This window comes from Streptomyces sp. NPDC032091, assembly GCF_055580265.1.
In genome coordinates, this window is sequence record NZ_JBVILR010000011.1 from 1 (window position 1) to 15,842 (window position 15,842).

7 protein-coding genes, 1 tRNA gene and 1 rRNA gene are annotated in these 15,842 nt (G+C 71.5%); 8 read left to right on the top strand and 1 reads right to left on the bottom strand.

Annotation, left to right across the window (positions count from 1 at the left end; all coding sequences use genetic code 11):
• Together rrf and ACZ5NJ_RS19145 are read left to right on the top strand one after the other, a co-directional pair.
• Nucleotides 1–93 (top strand): 5S ribosomal RNA (gene rrf, locus ACZ5NJ_RS19140); the annotation flags it as partial.
• A 5-nt stretch (nt 94–98) separates the two neighbouring features.
• Nucleotides 99–174, top strand: a tRNA-Thr gene (locus ACZ5NJ_RS19145).
• Nucleotides 175–293: 119 nt separating this feature from the next.
• On the opposite strand, the gene ACZ5NJ_RS19150 is transcribed toward ACZ5NJ_RS19145, so the two are convergent.
• Nucleotides 294–2,852 carry a SpoIIE family protein phosphatase gene (locus ACZ5NJ_RS19150; protein WP_468766370.1) on the bottom strand — a complete coding sequence of 853 codons (2,559 nt, stop codon included), beginning with the start codon at nt 2,850–2,852 and terminating at the stop codon, nt 294–296.
• A gap of 192 nt (nt 2,853–3,044) precedes the next feature.
• Between ACZ5NJ_RS19150 and ACZ5NJ_RS19155 the strand changes: the two genes are divergently transcribed.
• From ACZ5NJ_RS19155 to pgsA, 6 genes are all read left to right on the top strand, one after another.
• The gene (locus tag ACZ5NJ_RS19155; RefSeq protein ID WP_468766213.1) at nt 3,045–8,552 is read left to right on the top strand and encodes a HAMP domain-containing protein; all 5,508 of its coding nucleotides are present in this window, start codon (nt 3,045–3,047) and stop codon (nt 8,550–8,552) included.
• A gap of 236 nt (nt 8,553–8,788) precedes the next feature.
• Nucleotides 8,789–9,469, top strand: coding sequence for a response regulator (locus ACZ5NJ_RS19160; RefSeq protein WP_045949494.1), 681 nt, complete (start codon nt 8,789–8,791; stop codon nt 9,467–9,469).
• A 123-nt stretch (nt 9,470–9,592) separates the two neighbouring features.
• On the top strand, nt 9,593–12,376 hold the full coding sequence (locus tag ACZ5NJ_RS19165; protein WP_468766214.1) for a DNA translocase FtsK: 2,784 nt from the start codon (nt 9,593–9,595) through the stop codon (nt 12,374–12,376).
• 208 nt (nt 12,377–12,584) lie between these two features.
• Nucleotides 12,585–13,484, top strand: a complete 900-nt coding sequence (locus tag ACZ5NJ_RS19170) for a helix-turn-helix domain-containing protein (protein WP_468766215.1) — start codon at nt 12,585–12,587, stop codon at nt 13,482–13,484.
• A gap of 145 nt (nt 13,485–13,629) precedes the next feature.
• A complete protein-coding gene (gene rimO, locus ACZ5NJ_RS19175; protein ID WP_468766216.1) occupies nt 13,630–15,144 on the top strand; it encodes a 30S ribosomal protein S12 methylthiotransferase RimO in 1,515 nt (504 codons plus the stop codon).
• Entirely contained in the window at nt 15,141–15,797 is a 657-nt protein-coding gene (pgsA, locus tag ACZ5NJ_RS19180; protein ID WP_468766217.1) for a CDP-diacylglycerol--glycerol-3-phosphate 3-phosphatidyltransferase, read from the top strand. The genes rimO and pgsA overlap by 4 nt, the downstream gene beginning before the upstream one ends.
• The last annotated feature ends 45 nt before the right edge of the window (nt 15,798–15,842 follow it).

Here is a 15,842-nt window from a genome sequence, read left to right on the forward strand (position 1 = left end):
ACGCCCGGTTACATTCCGAACCCGGAAGCTAAGCCTTTCAGCGCCGATGGTACTGCAGGGGGGACCCTGTGGGAGAGTAGGACGCCGCCGAACAACCCGCCCTTTTAGCTCAGTCGGTAGAGCGTCTCCATGGTAAGGAGAAGGTCAACGGTTCGATTCCGTTAAAGGGCTCCAAAAGAAAAGGCCCCCGCCTCATGGCGGGGGCCTTTTTGCGTTTCCGGTGTGGCGGGAGGAAGAGAGCCGGCCCGGGCAGCTGCCCGGGCCGGAGGGGGTGAAGTGAGGCGAGGGGGCGGTTACGCGCCCTCGCGGGGGTGGGGGACGCGGAAGGCCAGGATCGCCATGTCGTCCGAGGCGGGCTCCGCCGCGAAGCGTTCGACCGCGCGCAGGACGCGCGCGGCGACGGCGCCGGCCGTGAGGCCCGTACAGGTGGTCAGGACGTCGGCCAGGCCGTCGTCGCCGAGCATGCGGGTGCCCTCACGGCGCTCCGTCACACCGTCCGTGACGCAGAGGAGGACGTCACCCGGGTCCAGGGACAGCGTCTGTTCGTAGAGTTCCAGGTCGTCCATCACGCCGAGCAGGGGCTGCGGTTCCGCCGCCGCGCTGACCCGGCCGTCCGGGCGCAGGCGCAGCGGGAGGGGATGGCCGGCGCAGACCACCTTCATCAGGGCGCCGCCGTCCGGCTGCGGATGGAGCTCCCCGTAGAGCAGGGTCAGGAAGCGGCTGCGGGCGCCCTCGTCGAGGATGGCCGCGTTCAGCCGCTCCAGGACCGCCGGGCCGCCCAGTCCCTCGCGGGCGAGCAGGCGTAGCGCGTGCCGGGCCAGACCGGTGACCGCGGCCGCCTCCGGGCCCGTACCGCAGACGTCGCCGATGGCGAAGCCGTACGCGCCGTCGCGGATCGGGAAGACGTCGTAGAAGTCGCCGCCCACCTCGTTGCCCTCGCCGGCCGCACGGTAGATGACCTCGACCTCCATGCCGGGGATCGCGGGGGAGCCGGGCGGCAGCAGGCTGCGCTGGAGGGAGCGGCTGATGGCCGTGCGCTCCGAGTAGAGGCGGGCGTTGTCCAGGGCCAGGGCGGCCCGGCGCGACAGGTCGTCGGCCAGTTCGAGGATCTCCCGGCGGAAGTGCTCCTCGCTGGGCTTGCCCAGGGTGAGCATGCCGATCACCCGGTTGCGGGCCAGGAGGGGCAGGACGACCGTCTCCCCGCCGACCGCGGCGGCCGTCGCCGGCCAGGGGCGGGCGCCGGCCTCGCGGACCGGCTCGGGCGGGGCGACCCGCGACAGCAGCTCCTTGAGGCCGTCGATGCGCTCCTCGTCCTCGTGCAGGACGTAGGCGAGGTAGGGGTCGGAGGTCTGGTCCGCGATGGTGTAGACGGCGCACCACGTGGCCAGCGTCGGGACCGTCATCTGGGCCATCAGGGCCAGGGTCTGGTCCCGGTCGAGGGTGCCGGCCAACAGGTCGGAGGCCTCGACGAGGAAGGACAGGGAGCCGCGGCGCAGCCGTTCCAGCTCGCCGAGGCGGGCGGACTCCACGGCCAGGGCGATGCGGTCCGCGGCGAACTGGAGGCGCAGCGCCTCCTCGTTCGAGTAGCGGCCGGGGATCTCGGCGGCGACGCCCAGCGAGCCGGTGAGCCGGCCCTCCACCTTGAGGGGGACGGTGACGACGGAGCGCATGCCGGTGGACTCCAGGAGCGGTACGGCCCCGGGGACGGCGGAGAGGTCGTCGTGGACGGCGGGCAGGCGGGCGGACCCGTAGCGGCTGGTGCCGGCCTCGACGGGGACGCGGGCGAAGCGCTGCCGGGTGGAGGGCAGGCCCGTGGTGGCGCGGACCTCCAGCTCGGTCTCGTCGTCGGTGGCCAGCAGCAGGAACGCGGCGTCGGCGTCGAGCATGTCGCGGGCCCGCTCGACGGTGCGCTGGAGCAGACCGTCCAGGTCGTCGGGGGCGGGGGAGCCGATGAACACCTCGAACGGGTCCGCGGGGCGGGGCTCGGAGAGCTGGCCGTCGGACGCGGTGGCCCGTACCGGGGTCTGGAGGAGGGCGCGCTCGTCGTCGTGGACGAGGAGGCAGACGATGGACGGTTCGCCGTGGGCGTCGCGCACGCGCAGGTGGGAGGCGTAGACGGGGATGACGCGGCCGTCGGCGCCGCGGATGCCGTAGCTGCCCTCCCAGCGGGACAGGCGCAGGGCCTCGGCGATGCCGGTGCCGGTGCCGGGGGTCTGGGGCCAGGCGGCGAGCTCGGCGAGGGGGCGGCCGAGGACCTTCTCGGCGGCGTAGCCGAAGACGTGCTCGGCGTCCTCGTTCCAAGCGGAGATCGAGTCGGCGGCGTCGATCTGGATGACGGCGACGCGGACCCGGCTGTCGGTCAGGGGCAGGAACTGGTCCGGGACGACCGGGCCCGCCGAGCGGGTACCGACCGGACGGTCCGGGAGGTCGAGGCGGAACCAGACGTGCTTGTGGGTGGTGGTGTACTCGACGCCCCAGCGGGTGGCGAGGGCGGCGCAGAGCATCAGGCCGCGGCCGTTCTCGCGGTCCGGGTCCGCGTACGGGCGCTCGTCGGGATGGCGCAGGGGGAGCTCGCGCTCGGGGTAGCGGTCGGCGATCTCGACGCGTACGCCGCCCTCGGCGCGCAGGCACAGGACCTCGGCCTGGGTTCCGGCGTGGACGACGGCGTTGGTGACGAGCTCGCTGGTCAGCACCACCGCGTCGTCGACGATGTCCGCGAAGCCCCAGCCTTGGAGGGTGTCGCGGACGAACGCGCGGGCAGCGGCGACCGACCGCCCTTGCGGGGTGAAACTGGCAGCCGCCCGTGCCGTGATCACGAGACTCCTTCGACGCGGTGGGACATCGGATGCCAGGTTACTTACCTTCGCGGTCGGCGTGAGGCGGTCGTCCGGGATTCCCTCCGCAGGGTGTGGAGGGTGTGCGAAGGTGCCGAAGTGTTATGGCCGGGTTCGGCCGGGGTGAAACACTGGGCAGGCTTGGAGAGCCGGCTCTTGGACGGTCGGGGATCCGGTGGAACAGAGGTCGACCCTTTCGGGAGGGACACGGTGGAGTCTGGCGCAGCGGTGCGGCGTACGGGAACGCGCCCCAAGGGGGGCAGGTCCCGGCGGAGCGGGACGACGGAAGTCGACACCGCCGCACTGAACCGGCTGCTCACGGCCCTGGTGTCGATGCGGGACGGGAATTTCCGCAAGCGGCTGACGGTGTCCGGCGAGGGCGTGATGGCGGAGATCGCCGCCGTCTACAACGAGGTCGCCGACCGCAACCTGCACCTGACCGGGGAGCTGTCGCGGGTCCGGCGCATGGTGGGCCGCGAGGGCAAGCTGAGCGAGCGGCTGGAGACGGGCGCCTGCGAGGGCTCCTGGGCGGCGGCCATCGACGCCTCCAACCAGCTGGTGGACGATCTGGCCCGGCCGGTGTCCGAGGTGGGCCGGGTGCTGTCGGCGGTGGCCGAGGGCGACCTGGACCAGCGGATGGACCTGCGGACGCAGGCCCCGGACGGGAGCGGGCACCCGCTGCGCGGGGAGTTCCTGAAGGTCGGGCGGACGGTCAACAACCTGGTCGACCAGCTGTCGGCGTTCACCGACGAGGTGACGCGGGTGGCGCTGGAGGTCGGTACCGAGGGCAAGCTGGGCGGTCAGGCCCAGGTGCGCGGGATGTCGGGTTCCTGGAAGGACCTGACCGACTCGGTCAACACCATGGCCTACCGGCTCACCGCCCAGGTGCGGGACATCGCGCTCGTCACGACGGCGGTGGCCAAGGGCGACCTGTCGCGCAAGGTCACGGTGCACGTGGCCGGCGAGATGCTCCAGCTGAAGAACACCGTGAACACCATGGTGGACCAGCTGTCCTCCTTCTCCTCGGAGGTGACCCGGGTTGCCCGCGAGGTGGGTACCGAGGGCGAGCTGGGCGGTCAGGCGAAGGTGCCCGGGGTCGCGGGCGTCTGGAAGGACCTGACCGACTCCGTCAACACGATGGCGGGCAACCTGACGGCCCAGGTGCGCGGGATCGCGCAGGTCACGACGGCCGTGGCGAACGGCGACCTGTCGCAGAAGGTACGGGTCAGCGCGCGCGGCGAGGTGGCGCAGCTGGCCGAAACGATCAACCAGATGACGGAGACCCTGCGGACCTTCGCCGACGAGGTCACGCGCGTGGCCAGCGAGGTCGGCGCCAAGGGCCTGCTGGGCGGCCAGGCCCAGGTGCCGGGCGCGGCGGGCACTTGGAAGGACCTCACCGACTCGGTGAACACGGTCTTCCGGAACCTGACCACGCAGGTGCGGGACATCGCGCAGGTGACCACCGCGGTGGCCAACGGCGACCTGTCGCAGAAGGTCACCGTGGACGTGGCCGGCGAGATGCTGGAGCTGAAGAACACCGTCAACACGATGGTGGACCAGCTCCAGTCCTTCGGTTCGGAAGTGACGCGGGTGGCCCGTGAGGTCGGCGTCGAGGGCGAGCTGGGCGGTCAGGCGCAGGTGCCGGGCGCGGCCGGTACGTGGAAGGACCTCACCGACTCGGTGAACACCGCCTTCCGCAACCTCACCGGGCAGGTGCGCAACATCGCGCAGGTGACGACGGCGGTGGCCAACGGCGACCTGTCGCAGAAGGTCACCGTGGACGTCTCGGGCGAGATGCTCCAGCTGAAGAACACCGTGAACACGATGGTGGACCAGCTGTCGTCCTTCGCCGACCAGGTCACGCGGATGGCGCGGGACGTGGGCACGGAGGGCCGGCTCGGCGGCCAGGCCCGGGTCGAGGGGGTGTCCGGGACCTGGAAGGAGCTGACCGACTCCGTCAACTTCATGGCCGGGAACCTGACCTCCCAGGTGCGCCAGATCGCCCAGGTGACGACGGCGGTGGCGCGCGGTGACCTGTCGCAGAAGATCGACGTGGACGCGCGGGGCGAGATCCTGGAGCTGAAGAACACCATCAACACGATGGTCGACCAGCTCTCGGCTTTCGCGGAGCAGGTGACCCGGGTGGCCCGGGACGTGGGTACGGAGGGCCGGCTCGGCGGTCAGGCGCAGGTGCCCGGCGTGGCCGGCGTGTGGCGCGACCTGACGGACTCGGTGAACGGCATGGCCGGGAACCTGACCTCGCAGGTCCGCAACATCGCCCAGGTCGCGACGGCGGTGGCGCGCGGTGACCTGTCGCAGAAGATCGACGTGGACGCGCGCGGGGAGATCCTGGAGCTGAAGAACACCATCAACACGATGGTCGACCAGCTCTCGAACTTCGCGGAGCAGGTGACCCGGGTGGCCCGTGAGGTGGGCACCGAGGGCATCCTGGGCGGCCAGGCGGAGGTGAAGGGGGTCTCCGGCACCTGGAAGGACCTCACCCAGTCCGTCAACTTCATGGCGAACAACCTGACCTCCCAGGTCCGCAACATCGCCGAGGTGACCACGGCGGTCGCCATGGGCGACCTCTCCAAGAAGATCACCGTCGACGCCAAGGGGGAGATCCTCGAACTGGTCACCACGGTGAACACCATGGTCGACCAGCTGTCCTCCTTCGCCGAGCAGGTGACGCGGGTGGCCCGCGAGGTGGGCACCGAGGGCATCCTCGGCGGCCAGGCCCGGGTGCGCGGGGTGACGGGCATCTGGAAGGACCTGTCGGACAACGTCAACACGATGGCCGGGAACCTGACGGCCCAGGTGCGCGGGATCGCCCAGGTGTCCGCGGCCGTCGCCAACGGCGACCTGACGAAGAAGGTCACCGTCGAGGCGCGCGGCGAGGTCGCGCAGCTCGCCGACACGGTGAACACGATGGTCAAGACCCTGTCCTCGTTCGCGGACGAGGTCACGCGCGTGGCCCGCGAGGTGGGTACGGAGGGCCGCCTGGGCGGCCAGGCGCACGTCCCGGGGGTCTCGGGCACGTGGAAGGACCTCACCGACTCGGTGAACTTCATGGCCTCCAACCTCACCGGCCAGGTGCGGCAGATCGCCATGGTCACGACCGCCATCGCCAAGGGCGACATGACCAAGAAGATCGACATCGACGCGCGCGGGGAGATCCTGGAGCTGAAGACGACCATCAACACGATGGTCGACCAGCTGTCCTCCTTCGCCGACCAGGTGACCCGGGTGGCCCGTGAGGTGGGCACCGAGGGCATCCTGGGCGGCCAGGCCCGGGTGCGCGACGTGGACGGCACCTGGCGGGACCTGACCGAGTCCGTGAACGAGATGGCCGGCAACCTCACCCGGCAGGTCCGGGCCATCGCGGCCGTGGCCACCGCGGTGACCCGCGGGGACCTGAGCCTGAAGGTCGACGTGGACGCGGCGGGCGAGATCCAGGCCCTCCAGGACAACATCAACACGATGATCGCCAACCTGCGCGACACCACCCTGGCCAACAAGGAGCAGGACTGGCTCAAGGGCAACCTCGCCCGGATCTCGGCCCTGATGCAGGGCCGCCGGGACCTGGACGACGTGGCCGGGCTGATCATGAGCGAGCTGACGCCGGTGGTCGCCGCCCAGCACGGCGCGTTCTTCCTGGCGGTGCCCACCGGCGGAAGTCCCGAGATCGGGACGGACGGCGGCGCGGAGGGCTCGTACGAGCTGCGGATGCGCGGCAGCTACGCGTACGCGGGCGGGCAGATGCCGATCTCCTTCCGGCCCGGGGAGGGGCTGATCGGGACGGTCGCGGAGGAGAAGCGGACCATCCTGGTGGAGAACACCCCGCCGGGCTACCTGAAGATCTCCTCCGGGCTCGGTGAGGCGCCGCCGGCGCACGTGATCGTGCTGCCGGTGCTGTTCGAGGGCAAGGTGCTCGGCGTCATCGAGCTGGCCGGCTTCCAGCCGTTCACGCAGATCCAGAAGGACTTCCTGAGCCAGATCGCCGAGATGATCGGGACGAGCGTCAACACCATCTCCGTGAACTCCAAGACGGAGATGCTGCTCAAGCAGTCCCAGGAGATGACCGAGCAGCTGCGCGAGCGCTCCGACGAGCTGGAGAACCGGCAGAAGGCGCTCCAGGCCGCGAACGCGGAGCTGGAGGAGAAGGCGGAGCTGCTGGCCCAGCAGAACCGGGACATCGAGGTGAAGAACACCGAGATCGAGGAGGCCCGGCAGGTCCTGGAGGAGCGCGCCGAGCAGCTCGCGGTCTCGATGCGCTACAAGAGCGAGTTCCTCGCGAACATGTCGCACGAGCTGCGCACCCCGCTGAACTCGCTGCTGATCCTGGCGAAGCTGCTCGCGGACAACGCGGACGAGAACCTCTCGCCGAAGCAGGTGGAGTTCGCGGAGACCATCCACGGCGCGGGTTCCGACCTGCTCCAGCTGATCAACGACATCCTCGACCTGTCGAAGGTCGAGGCCGGGAAGATGGACGTCTCGCCGACCCGGATCGCGCTGGTCCAGCTCGTGGACTACGTGGAGGCCACCTTCCGGCCGCTGACCGCGGAGAAGGGCCTGGACTTCTCGGTCCGGGTCTCCCCGGAGCTGCCCGCGACGCTGCACACCGACGAGCAGCGCCTGCTCCAGGTGCTGCGCAACCTGCTGTCGAACGCGGTGAAGTTCACCGACACCGGGGCGGTGGAGCTGGTGATCCGGCCGGCCGGTTCGGACGTGCCGACGGCGATCCGGGAGCAGTTGCTGGAGGCCGGTTCACTGCGGGAGGCGGACGCGGACCTGATCGCGTTCTCGGTGACGGACACCGGCATCGGGATCGCGGCGAGCAAGATGCTGGTGATCTTCGAGGCGTTCAAGCAGGCGGACGGGACGACGAGCCGCAAGTACGGCGGTACGGGGCTCGGCCTGTCCATCAGCCGGGAGATCGCCCGGCTGCTGGGCGGGGAGATCCACGCGGCCAGCGAGCCCGGGCGCGGGTCGACGTTCACGCTGTACCTGCCGCTGCACCCGAGCGAGCTGCCCCCGCAGGGGTACGCGCCGCCCACGCCGGGCGGGGCGCGGGGCGAGTACCGCAGGGCGGTGGAGGAGGCGCTGCCGGTGCCGCAGCCGGCCCCGGCGGCCGCGCTTCCCCCGGCCCCGAAGCAAGCGGTCCCGGTGCGGCAGGCGTTGCCGGTGGCGGAGCCTGCCGGGCAGGGTTCCTCCGCGCTGTTCCGGCGCCGGCGCAAGCCGCTGGCCGGTCCGCCGCCGCGCACCGAGGTGCCGGGGCAGCCGGACGGGGTGGCGTGGGAGGAGCCGGAGGCGCTGCCGGCGCCGCCGCGCACGTACGACTTCCACGGCGAGCGGGTGCTCATCGTCGACGACGACGTGCGCAACGTCTTCGCCCTGACGAGCGTGCTGGAGCAGCACGGGCTGGCGGTGCTCTACGCCGAGAACGGCAGGGAGGGCATCGAGGTCCTGGAGCAGCACGACGACGTGGCGGTGGTGCTGATGGACATCATGATGCCGGAGATGGACGGGTACGCGACGACGTCGGCGATCCGGCGGATGCCGCAGTTCGAAGGGCTGCCGATCATCGCGCTGACGGCGAAGGCGATGAAGGGGGACCGGGAGAAGGCCATCGATTCCGGGGCTTCCGACTACGTCACCAAGCCGGTCGAACCCGACTACCTCCTGTCGGTCATGGAGCAGCACATGCGCGGGGACTGACCCGGCGGCCGGGGCGTGACGGGAGGCCGCGGGGGGAACCTTCCGGCCTCCCGCCACGTTTCCGCTTCGTGCGCAGTGACATCTTGGTGACAGGGTGTGGCGATCTCAGGACTGGGGCTACGATGACCGGCACAAGGACGGACGGCTCGAAGACGCCGTCCTCTGGGGCGGGCCCCGGCACACGGGCCGGTGTCCGGAGCCGGGGAGGCCCCATGCCGGGGCGAGGAGGACAGGGCATGGTGCAGAAGGCCAAGATCCTCCTGGTCGACGACAGGCCGGAGAATCTGCTGGCGCTGGAGGCCATCCTCTCCGCGCTCGATCAGACACTGGTCCGGGCGTCGTCGGGGGAGGAAGCGCTCAAAGCGCTGCTGACGGACGATTTCGCGGTCATCCTGCTGGATGTCCAGATGCCGGGCATGGACGGGTTCGAAACCGCCGCGCACATCAAGCGCCGCGAACGGACCCGGGACATCCCGATCATCTTCCTCACCGCGATCAACCACGGTCCGCACCACACCTTCCGCGGCTACGCGGCGGGCGCGGTGGACTACATCTCGAAGCCGTTCGATCCCTGGGTGCTGCGCGCCAAGGTCTCGGTCTTCGTCGAGCTGTACACCAAGAACTGCCAGCTGCGGGAGCAGGCGGCCCTGCTGCGCCTCCAGCTGGAGGGCGGCGGGTCCAACGGCGACGGCAGCAAGGAGGCGGCCGGTCTGCTGGCCGAGCTGTCCGCGCGGCTCGCGGCGGTCGAGGAGCAGGCCGAGGCGCTGACCAAGCAGCTCGGCGAGGACTCCGCCGACGCCGCCGTGGTGGCCACGGCGGCGCACCTGGAGCGCAAGCTGACGGGACTGCGCCGGGCCCTGGACGCACTGGAGCCGGGGGCCGGCGGCACCGCTCCGGTCCTGCCCGCCCAGGGCTGACGGCCCCGCCGACGGGCCGTCAGGTCTGTCGGGGCGTCAAGAGGCGTACGGACGGCGCGACACGAACGGGTGAAGGGGTGGGCACGCGCGTCCACCGGCGCGCGCACCGGTAACCTCGGGCCCATGGCCTCACGTACGTCCGGCAAGGGTTCCCAGAGCACCGCGGGCGCCGCGAAGGGCCGCCCCGGCCGTACGACGGCGCCGGCCGGGAAGGCGGCCCCGGCGCGCAAGCCTCCCGCGAAGAAGGCCGCGGCGGCCCGGCGCGCCCCGGTGAAGAAGACCGCCGCCAAAGCGGCGCCGTCGCCGACCGGGGGCGTGGTGTGGCTCGTCCGCGGCTGCTGGCTCGGGCTCGCGCACCTCGTCGGCAAGGCCTTCCGGGGCATCGGCCGGGGCGCGAAGAACCTCGACCCCGCCCATCGCAAGGACGGCCTCGCGCTGCTGCTGCTCGCCTTGGCGCTGATCGTCGCCGCCGGGACCTGGTCCAACCTGAGCGGGCCCGTCGGGGACCTGGTCACCATGCTGGTCACCGGGGCCTTCGGGCGCCTGGACCTGCTCGTGCCGATCCTGCTCGGGATCATGGCGGTACGTTTCATCCGCCACCCCGAGCAGAGCGACGCCAACGGGCGCATCGGCATCGGCCTGTCCGCCCTGGTCATCGGCGTCCTCGGGCTGGTGCACATCGCCTGCGGGGCCCCCGGCCGCGACGAGGGCACCACCGCCATGCAGAACGCGGGCGGACTCGTCGGCTGGGCGGCCTCCAAGCCGCTGATCTTCACCATGGGCGCCCCGCTGGCCGTGCCCATGCTGGTGCTGCTCACCGTCTTCGGCCTGCTGGTCGTCACCGCGACCCCGGTCAACGCGATCCCGCAGCGGCTGCGCCGGCTGGGGATCCGGCTGGGGATCATCGCCCCGAACGCGTACGACGAGGGGTACGGCGAGGCCGGCGCCGGCCTCCCCGACCGGCACGACGCCGAGCAGTGGCGGGCCCGGGAGGAGGCCGCGGCGGGGCCGGGCGGTCCCGCCGACGCCGCCGAGGAGGCGGCCCTGGCCAAGCGGCGCCGCCCGCGGCGGGCCGCGTCGCGGCCGGGGGAGCGGGAGATGGACGCCGTCGACGTGGCCGCGGCGGCCGCCGCCGCGCTGGACGGGGCGGTCTACGGAGGGCTGCCGCCGAACCCGCTGGTCGCCGACCTCACCCAGGGGATCACCCCGCAGCGGGACGGCGTGGAGATCACCACTCCGGTGCCGCCCGCCCGCGAGGAGCGGCCCGCCGCCCCGGCGGCGCCCGCCGCGCCGGCGGCCCGGCCGGATGCCGCCGGCTCCCCGCACGAGCGCACCGCCGCGGCTTCGGGGACCCTGTCGGTGCCGGACCTGACGAAGGCCCCGCCCGAGCCCCAGCCGCTGCCGCCCCGCGCCGAGCAGCTCCAGCTGCGCGGCGACATCACGTACTCCCTGCCCTCGCTGGACCTGCTGGAGAAGGGCGGCCCCGGCAAGACCCGCAGCGCGGCCAACGACTCGGTGGTGGCGTCGCTGACCAACGTGTTCACCGAGTTCAAGGTGGACGCGCAGGTCACCGGCTTCACCCGGGGCCCGACGGTCACCCGCTACGAGGTGACGCTCGGCGCCGCGGTGAAGGTCGAGCGGATCACGGCGCTGGCGAAGAACATCGCCTACGCCGTGGCCTCCCCGGACGTGCGGATCATCAGCCCGATCCCGGGCAAGTCGGCCGTCGGCATCGAGATCCCGAACACCGACCGGGAGATGGTCAACCTGGGCGACGTCCTGCGGCTCGCGGACGCCGCCGAGGACGACCACCCGATGCTGGTCGCGCTCGGCAAGGACGTCGAGGGCGGCTACGTCATGGCCAACCTGGCGAAGATGCCGCACGTGCTGGTCGCCGGAGCCACCGGTTCCGGCAAGTCCTCCTGCATCAACTGCCTGATCACCTCGATCATGGTCCGGGCCACCCCGGAGGACGTGCGCATGGTGCTCGTCGACCCCAAGCGGGTCGAGCTGACCGCCTACGAGGGCATCCCGCACCTGATCACGCCGATCATCACCAACCCCAAGCGGGCCGCCGAGGCCCTCCAGTGGGTGGTGCGCGAGATGGACCTGCGCTACGACGACCTCGCCGCCTTCGGCTACCGGCACATCGACGACTTCAACCAGGCGATCCGGGACGGCAAGATCAAGCTGCCGCCCGGCAGCGAGCGGGAGCTGAGCCCGTACCCGTACCTGCTGGTGATCGTCGACGAGCTCGCGGACCTGATGATGGTGGCCCCGCGCGACGTCGAGGACTCCATCGTGCGGATCACCCAGCTGGCCCGCGCCGCCGGCATCCACCTGGTGCTCGCCACCCAGCGGCCCTCGGTGGACGTGGTGACCGGTCTGATCAAGGCGAACGTGCCCTCGCGGCTGGCCTTCGCCACCTCCTCGCTCGCCGACAGCCGGGTCATCCTGGACCAGCCGGGCGCCGAGAAGCTGATCGGCAAGGGTGACGGACTGTTCCTGCCGATGGGCGCGAACAAGCCGGTGCGCCTCCAGGGCGCCTTCGTCACCGAGGACGAGATCGCCGGGATCGTCCAGCACTGCAAGGACCAGATGGCCCCCGTCTTCCGGGACGACGTCACGGTCGGGCAGAAGCAGAAGAAGGAGATCGACGAGGAGATCGGCGACGACCTGGACCTGCTGTGCCAGGCGGCGGAACTGGTGGTCTCCACCCAGTTCGGCTCCACCTCGATGCTCCAGCGCAAGCTGCGCGTGGGCTTCGCCAAGGCGGGGCGGCTGATGGACCTGATGGAGTCCCGGGGGGTCGTCGGTCCCAGCGAGGGGTCCAAGGCACGCGACGTCCTGATCAAACCCGACGAACTGGACGGGGTGCTCGCCGTCATCCGGGGAGAGGCCCCCTAGAACGGGGGTCCGCCCGGCTCACCCGAGAGCAGGGGGTTCGGAGGGCAACCGTTTCCCTTGGGCGTGCGTCAAGTTGAGGGAGGCAGCTGCGGGCGGCGCCCTCGCCATACGGATGGCGTAGGAAGCGGACCCTCCGGTTGCCCCACCCTTTCGTCACCCCCCTAGACTGGACATCCAGCAGGTGGCTACACGCTCGAAAGGCGCCCTTGTGTCCATCGGCAACTCCAACTCCCCCGAAGAAGAGCGGCCTTCGACCGACGAACGGTCCGAGGACCGGCTCGTCGAACGCTCCGTCGAAGGCCCGTCCATCGGGACGGCCCTCAAGAAGGCCCGGATCGCCGCCGGGCTCACAGTCGACGAGGTCTCCTCCACGACGCGCGTGCGCATTCCGATCGTGCACGCGATCGAGGAGGACGACTTCACGCGGTGCGGCGGTGACGTGTACGCCCGCGGCCACATCCGTACGCTCGCCCGCGCCGTTCACCTCGACCCGGTCCCCCTGGTCGAGATGTACGACGCGGCCCACGGCGGCCGGCCGGCCCCCACCCCCGCCGCGCCGATGTTCGACGCCGAGCGCATCCGCCCCGAACGGCAGCGGCCCAACTGGACCGCGGCCATGGTCGCCGCCATCGTCGCCGTGATCGGCTTCGTCGGCTTCACCGCCTTCAGCGGCGGCGACGAGAAGGCCAAGCACCCGGTGGCGGAAGGTTCCGTCTCCCCGCAGCCGGCGCCCAAGCAGTCGGCGGGCGGGCAGCAGCCCCCGGCCCAGACCCCGCGGCCCCAGGCTCCGAAGCCGGAGCCCTCGGACAGCGCCATCGCGGCCGCCCCCAAGGACCTCGTCACCGTGGTCCTGACCGCCGACGTCGGCGAGAGCTGGATCTCGGCCAAGGACCACAGCGGCCGGCTCCTCTTCGACGGCACCCTCGCGCAGGGCGAGTCGAAGACCTTCACCGACAAGGAGTCCGTGGACCTCGTCCTGGGCGACGCCGGCGCCGTCAAGCTGTTCGTGAACGGCAAGGAGATCAAGGACAGGTTCGAGTCGGGTCAGGTCGAACGGCTCACCTACACCCGGAACGACCCCCGCCAGGGCCAGGCCCAGGCGGGCTGACCGGCCCTGAGCAGCGCCCACCGGCGCGGAATAAAAAATTCCGGATCCCCGGGACCCGTGCGGCACCTGCCGCCGGCTCCCGGGGATCTTGTCGTGGGGGGACACGGGGCGGGGGCCGGCGCCGGGACGAAGTAGTCTTGAGTCCATGCCCGAACGCCGTACCGTCGCCCTTGTCACTCTTGGCTGCGCCCGTAACGAGGTGGACTCGGAGGAGCTCGCAGGCCGCTTGGCGGCGGATGGCTGGGAGCTCGTCGAGGACGCCGCCGACGCGGACGTAGCCGTCGTCAACACCTGTGGCTTCGTCGAAGCCGCCAAGAAGGACTCCGTAGACGCCCTGCTGGAAGCCAACGATCTCAAGGATCACGGCCGGACCCAGGCCGTCGTCGCCGTCGGCTGTATGGCCGAGCGCTACGGCAAAGAACTCGCCGAAGCGCTCCCCGAGGCCGACGGGGTCCTCGGCTTCGACGACTACGCCGACATCTCCAGCCGCCTGCAGACCATCCTCAACGGCGGCAGCGTCGAAGCCCACGCCCCGCGCGACCGGCGCCAGCTGCTGCCGATCAGCCCGGCCGAGCGCCAGAACGCCTCCGTGGCCCTGCCCGGACACGCCCAGGACGGCGCCGAGGAGCCCGCGCAGGCCCCCGCCGACCTCCCCGAGGGCATCGCCCCCGCCTCCGGGCCGCGCGCCCCGCTGCGCCGCCGCCTGGACAAGAGCCCGGTCGCCTCGGTGAAGCTGGCCTCCGGCTGCGACCGCCGCTGCTCCTTCTGCGCGATCCCGTCCTTCCGCGGCTCCTTCATCTCCCGCCGCCCCTCCGACGTACTGGGCGAGACGCGCTGGCTCGCCGAGCAGGGCGTCAAGGAGATCATGCTGGTCTCCGAGAACAACACCTCGTACGGCAAGGACCTCGGCGACATCCGCCTGCTGGAGACCCTGCTGCCCGAGCTCGCCGCCGTCGAGGGCATCGAGCGCGTCCGCGTCAGCTACCTCCAGCCCGCCGAGATGCGGCCCGGGCTGATCGACGTGCTGACCTCGACCCCCAAGGTCGTGCCGTACTTCGACCTGTCCTTCCAGCACTCGGCCCCCGACGTGCTGCGCGCCATGCGCCGCTTCGGTGACACCGACCGCTTCCTGGAGCTGCTGGACACCATCCGCTCCAAGGCCCCGCAGGCCGGCGTCCGCTCCAACTTCATCGTCGGCTTCCCCGGCGAGACCGAGGAGGACTTCGCCGAGCTGGAGCGTTTCCTCACCCACGCCCGCCTCGACGCCATCGGCGTCTTCGGCTACTCCGACGAGGACGGCACCGAGGCCGCCACGTACGAGAACAAGCTGGACGAGGAGACCGTCGCCGAGCGCCTCGCGCACATGCAGCGGCTCGCCGAGGAGCTCACCTCCCAGCGTGCGGAGGAGCGGATCGGCGAGACCCTTGAGGTACTCGTCGAGACGGTCGTCCCGTTCGACGAGGCGGAGGAGGGCGAGGGCGCCTACGGACGCGCCGCCCACCAGGCCCCCGAGACCGACGGCCAGGTCGTCTTCACCGACGGCACCGGCCTGGTCCCCGGGACCATCGTCACCGCGAAGGTGGTCGGCACGCTGGGCGTGGACCTGGTGGCCGAGCCGCTGTTCACCGAGTTCTCGGAAATCCAGGAGGCGGCCGGATGAGCGGAGTCCCGGCATCCGCGGCGGGCGGGACCGGCCGCCGGCCCACGCCCGGCGCGAAGCTCGGGACCGCGGCCGTCAACCAGGCCAGCCTCTGGAACATCGCCAACATCCTGACGATGGTCCGGCTGGTCCTGGTGCCGGGATTCGTCCTGCTGCTGCTCGCCGACGGGGGCTACGACCCCGTCTGGCGGGCGTTCGCCTGGGCGGCCTTCGCCGTCGCCATGATCACGGACATCTTCGACGGGCACCTCGCCAGGACGTACAACCTCGTCACGGACTTCGGGAAGATCGCCGACCCCATCGCCGACAAGGCGATCATGGGGTCGGCGCTCGTGTGTCTCTCCTGGCTCGGCGACCTGCCCTGGTGGGTGACCGGGGTGATCCTGGGACGCGAGCTCGGGATCACGCTGCTGCGCTTCTGGGTGATCCGCTACGGCGTGATCCCCGCCAGCCGGGGCGGCAAGCTCAAGACCCTGGCCCAGGGCACGGCGGTGGGCATGTACGTGCTCGCGCTGACCGGACCGCTGGCGACCTTGCGCTTCTGGGTGATGGCGGTGGCCGTCGTGCTGACCGTGGTCACCGGTCTGGACTACGTCCGCCAGGCCGTGGTGCTGCGCCGGGCGGGACTGGCCGCGGAGCGGGCCGCGAAGTGACGGACGGGGCGGGGGAGGCGTCGGAATCCGTGGGAGCGGGGGAAG

Coding starts and splice junctions, on each gene's coding strand:
- ACZ5NJ_RS19160 (WP_045949494.1), top strand. CDS start 8,789: ATGGTGCAGAAGGCCAAGATCCTCCTGGTCGACGACAGGCCGGAGAAT.
- ACZ5NJ_RS19165 (WP_468766214.1), top strand. CDS start 9,593: ATGGCCTCACGTACGTCCGGCAAGGGTTCCCAGAGCACCGCGGGCGCC.
- rimO (WP_468766216.1), top strand. CDS start 13,630: ATGCCCGAACGCCGTACCGTCGCCCTTGTCACTCTTGGCTGCGCCCGT.
- pgsA (WP_468766217.1), top strand. CDS start 15,141: ATGAGCGGAGTCCCGGCATCCGCGGCGGGCGGGACCGGCCGCCGGCCC.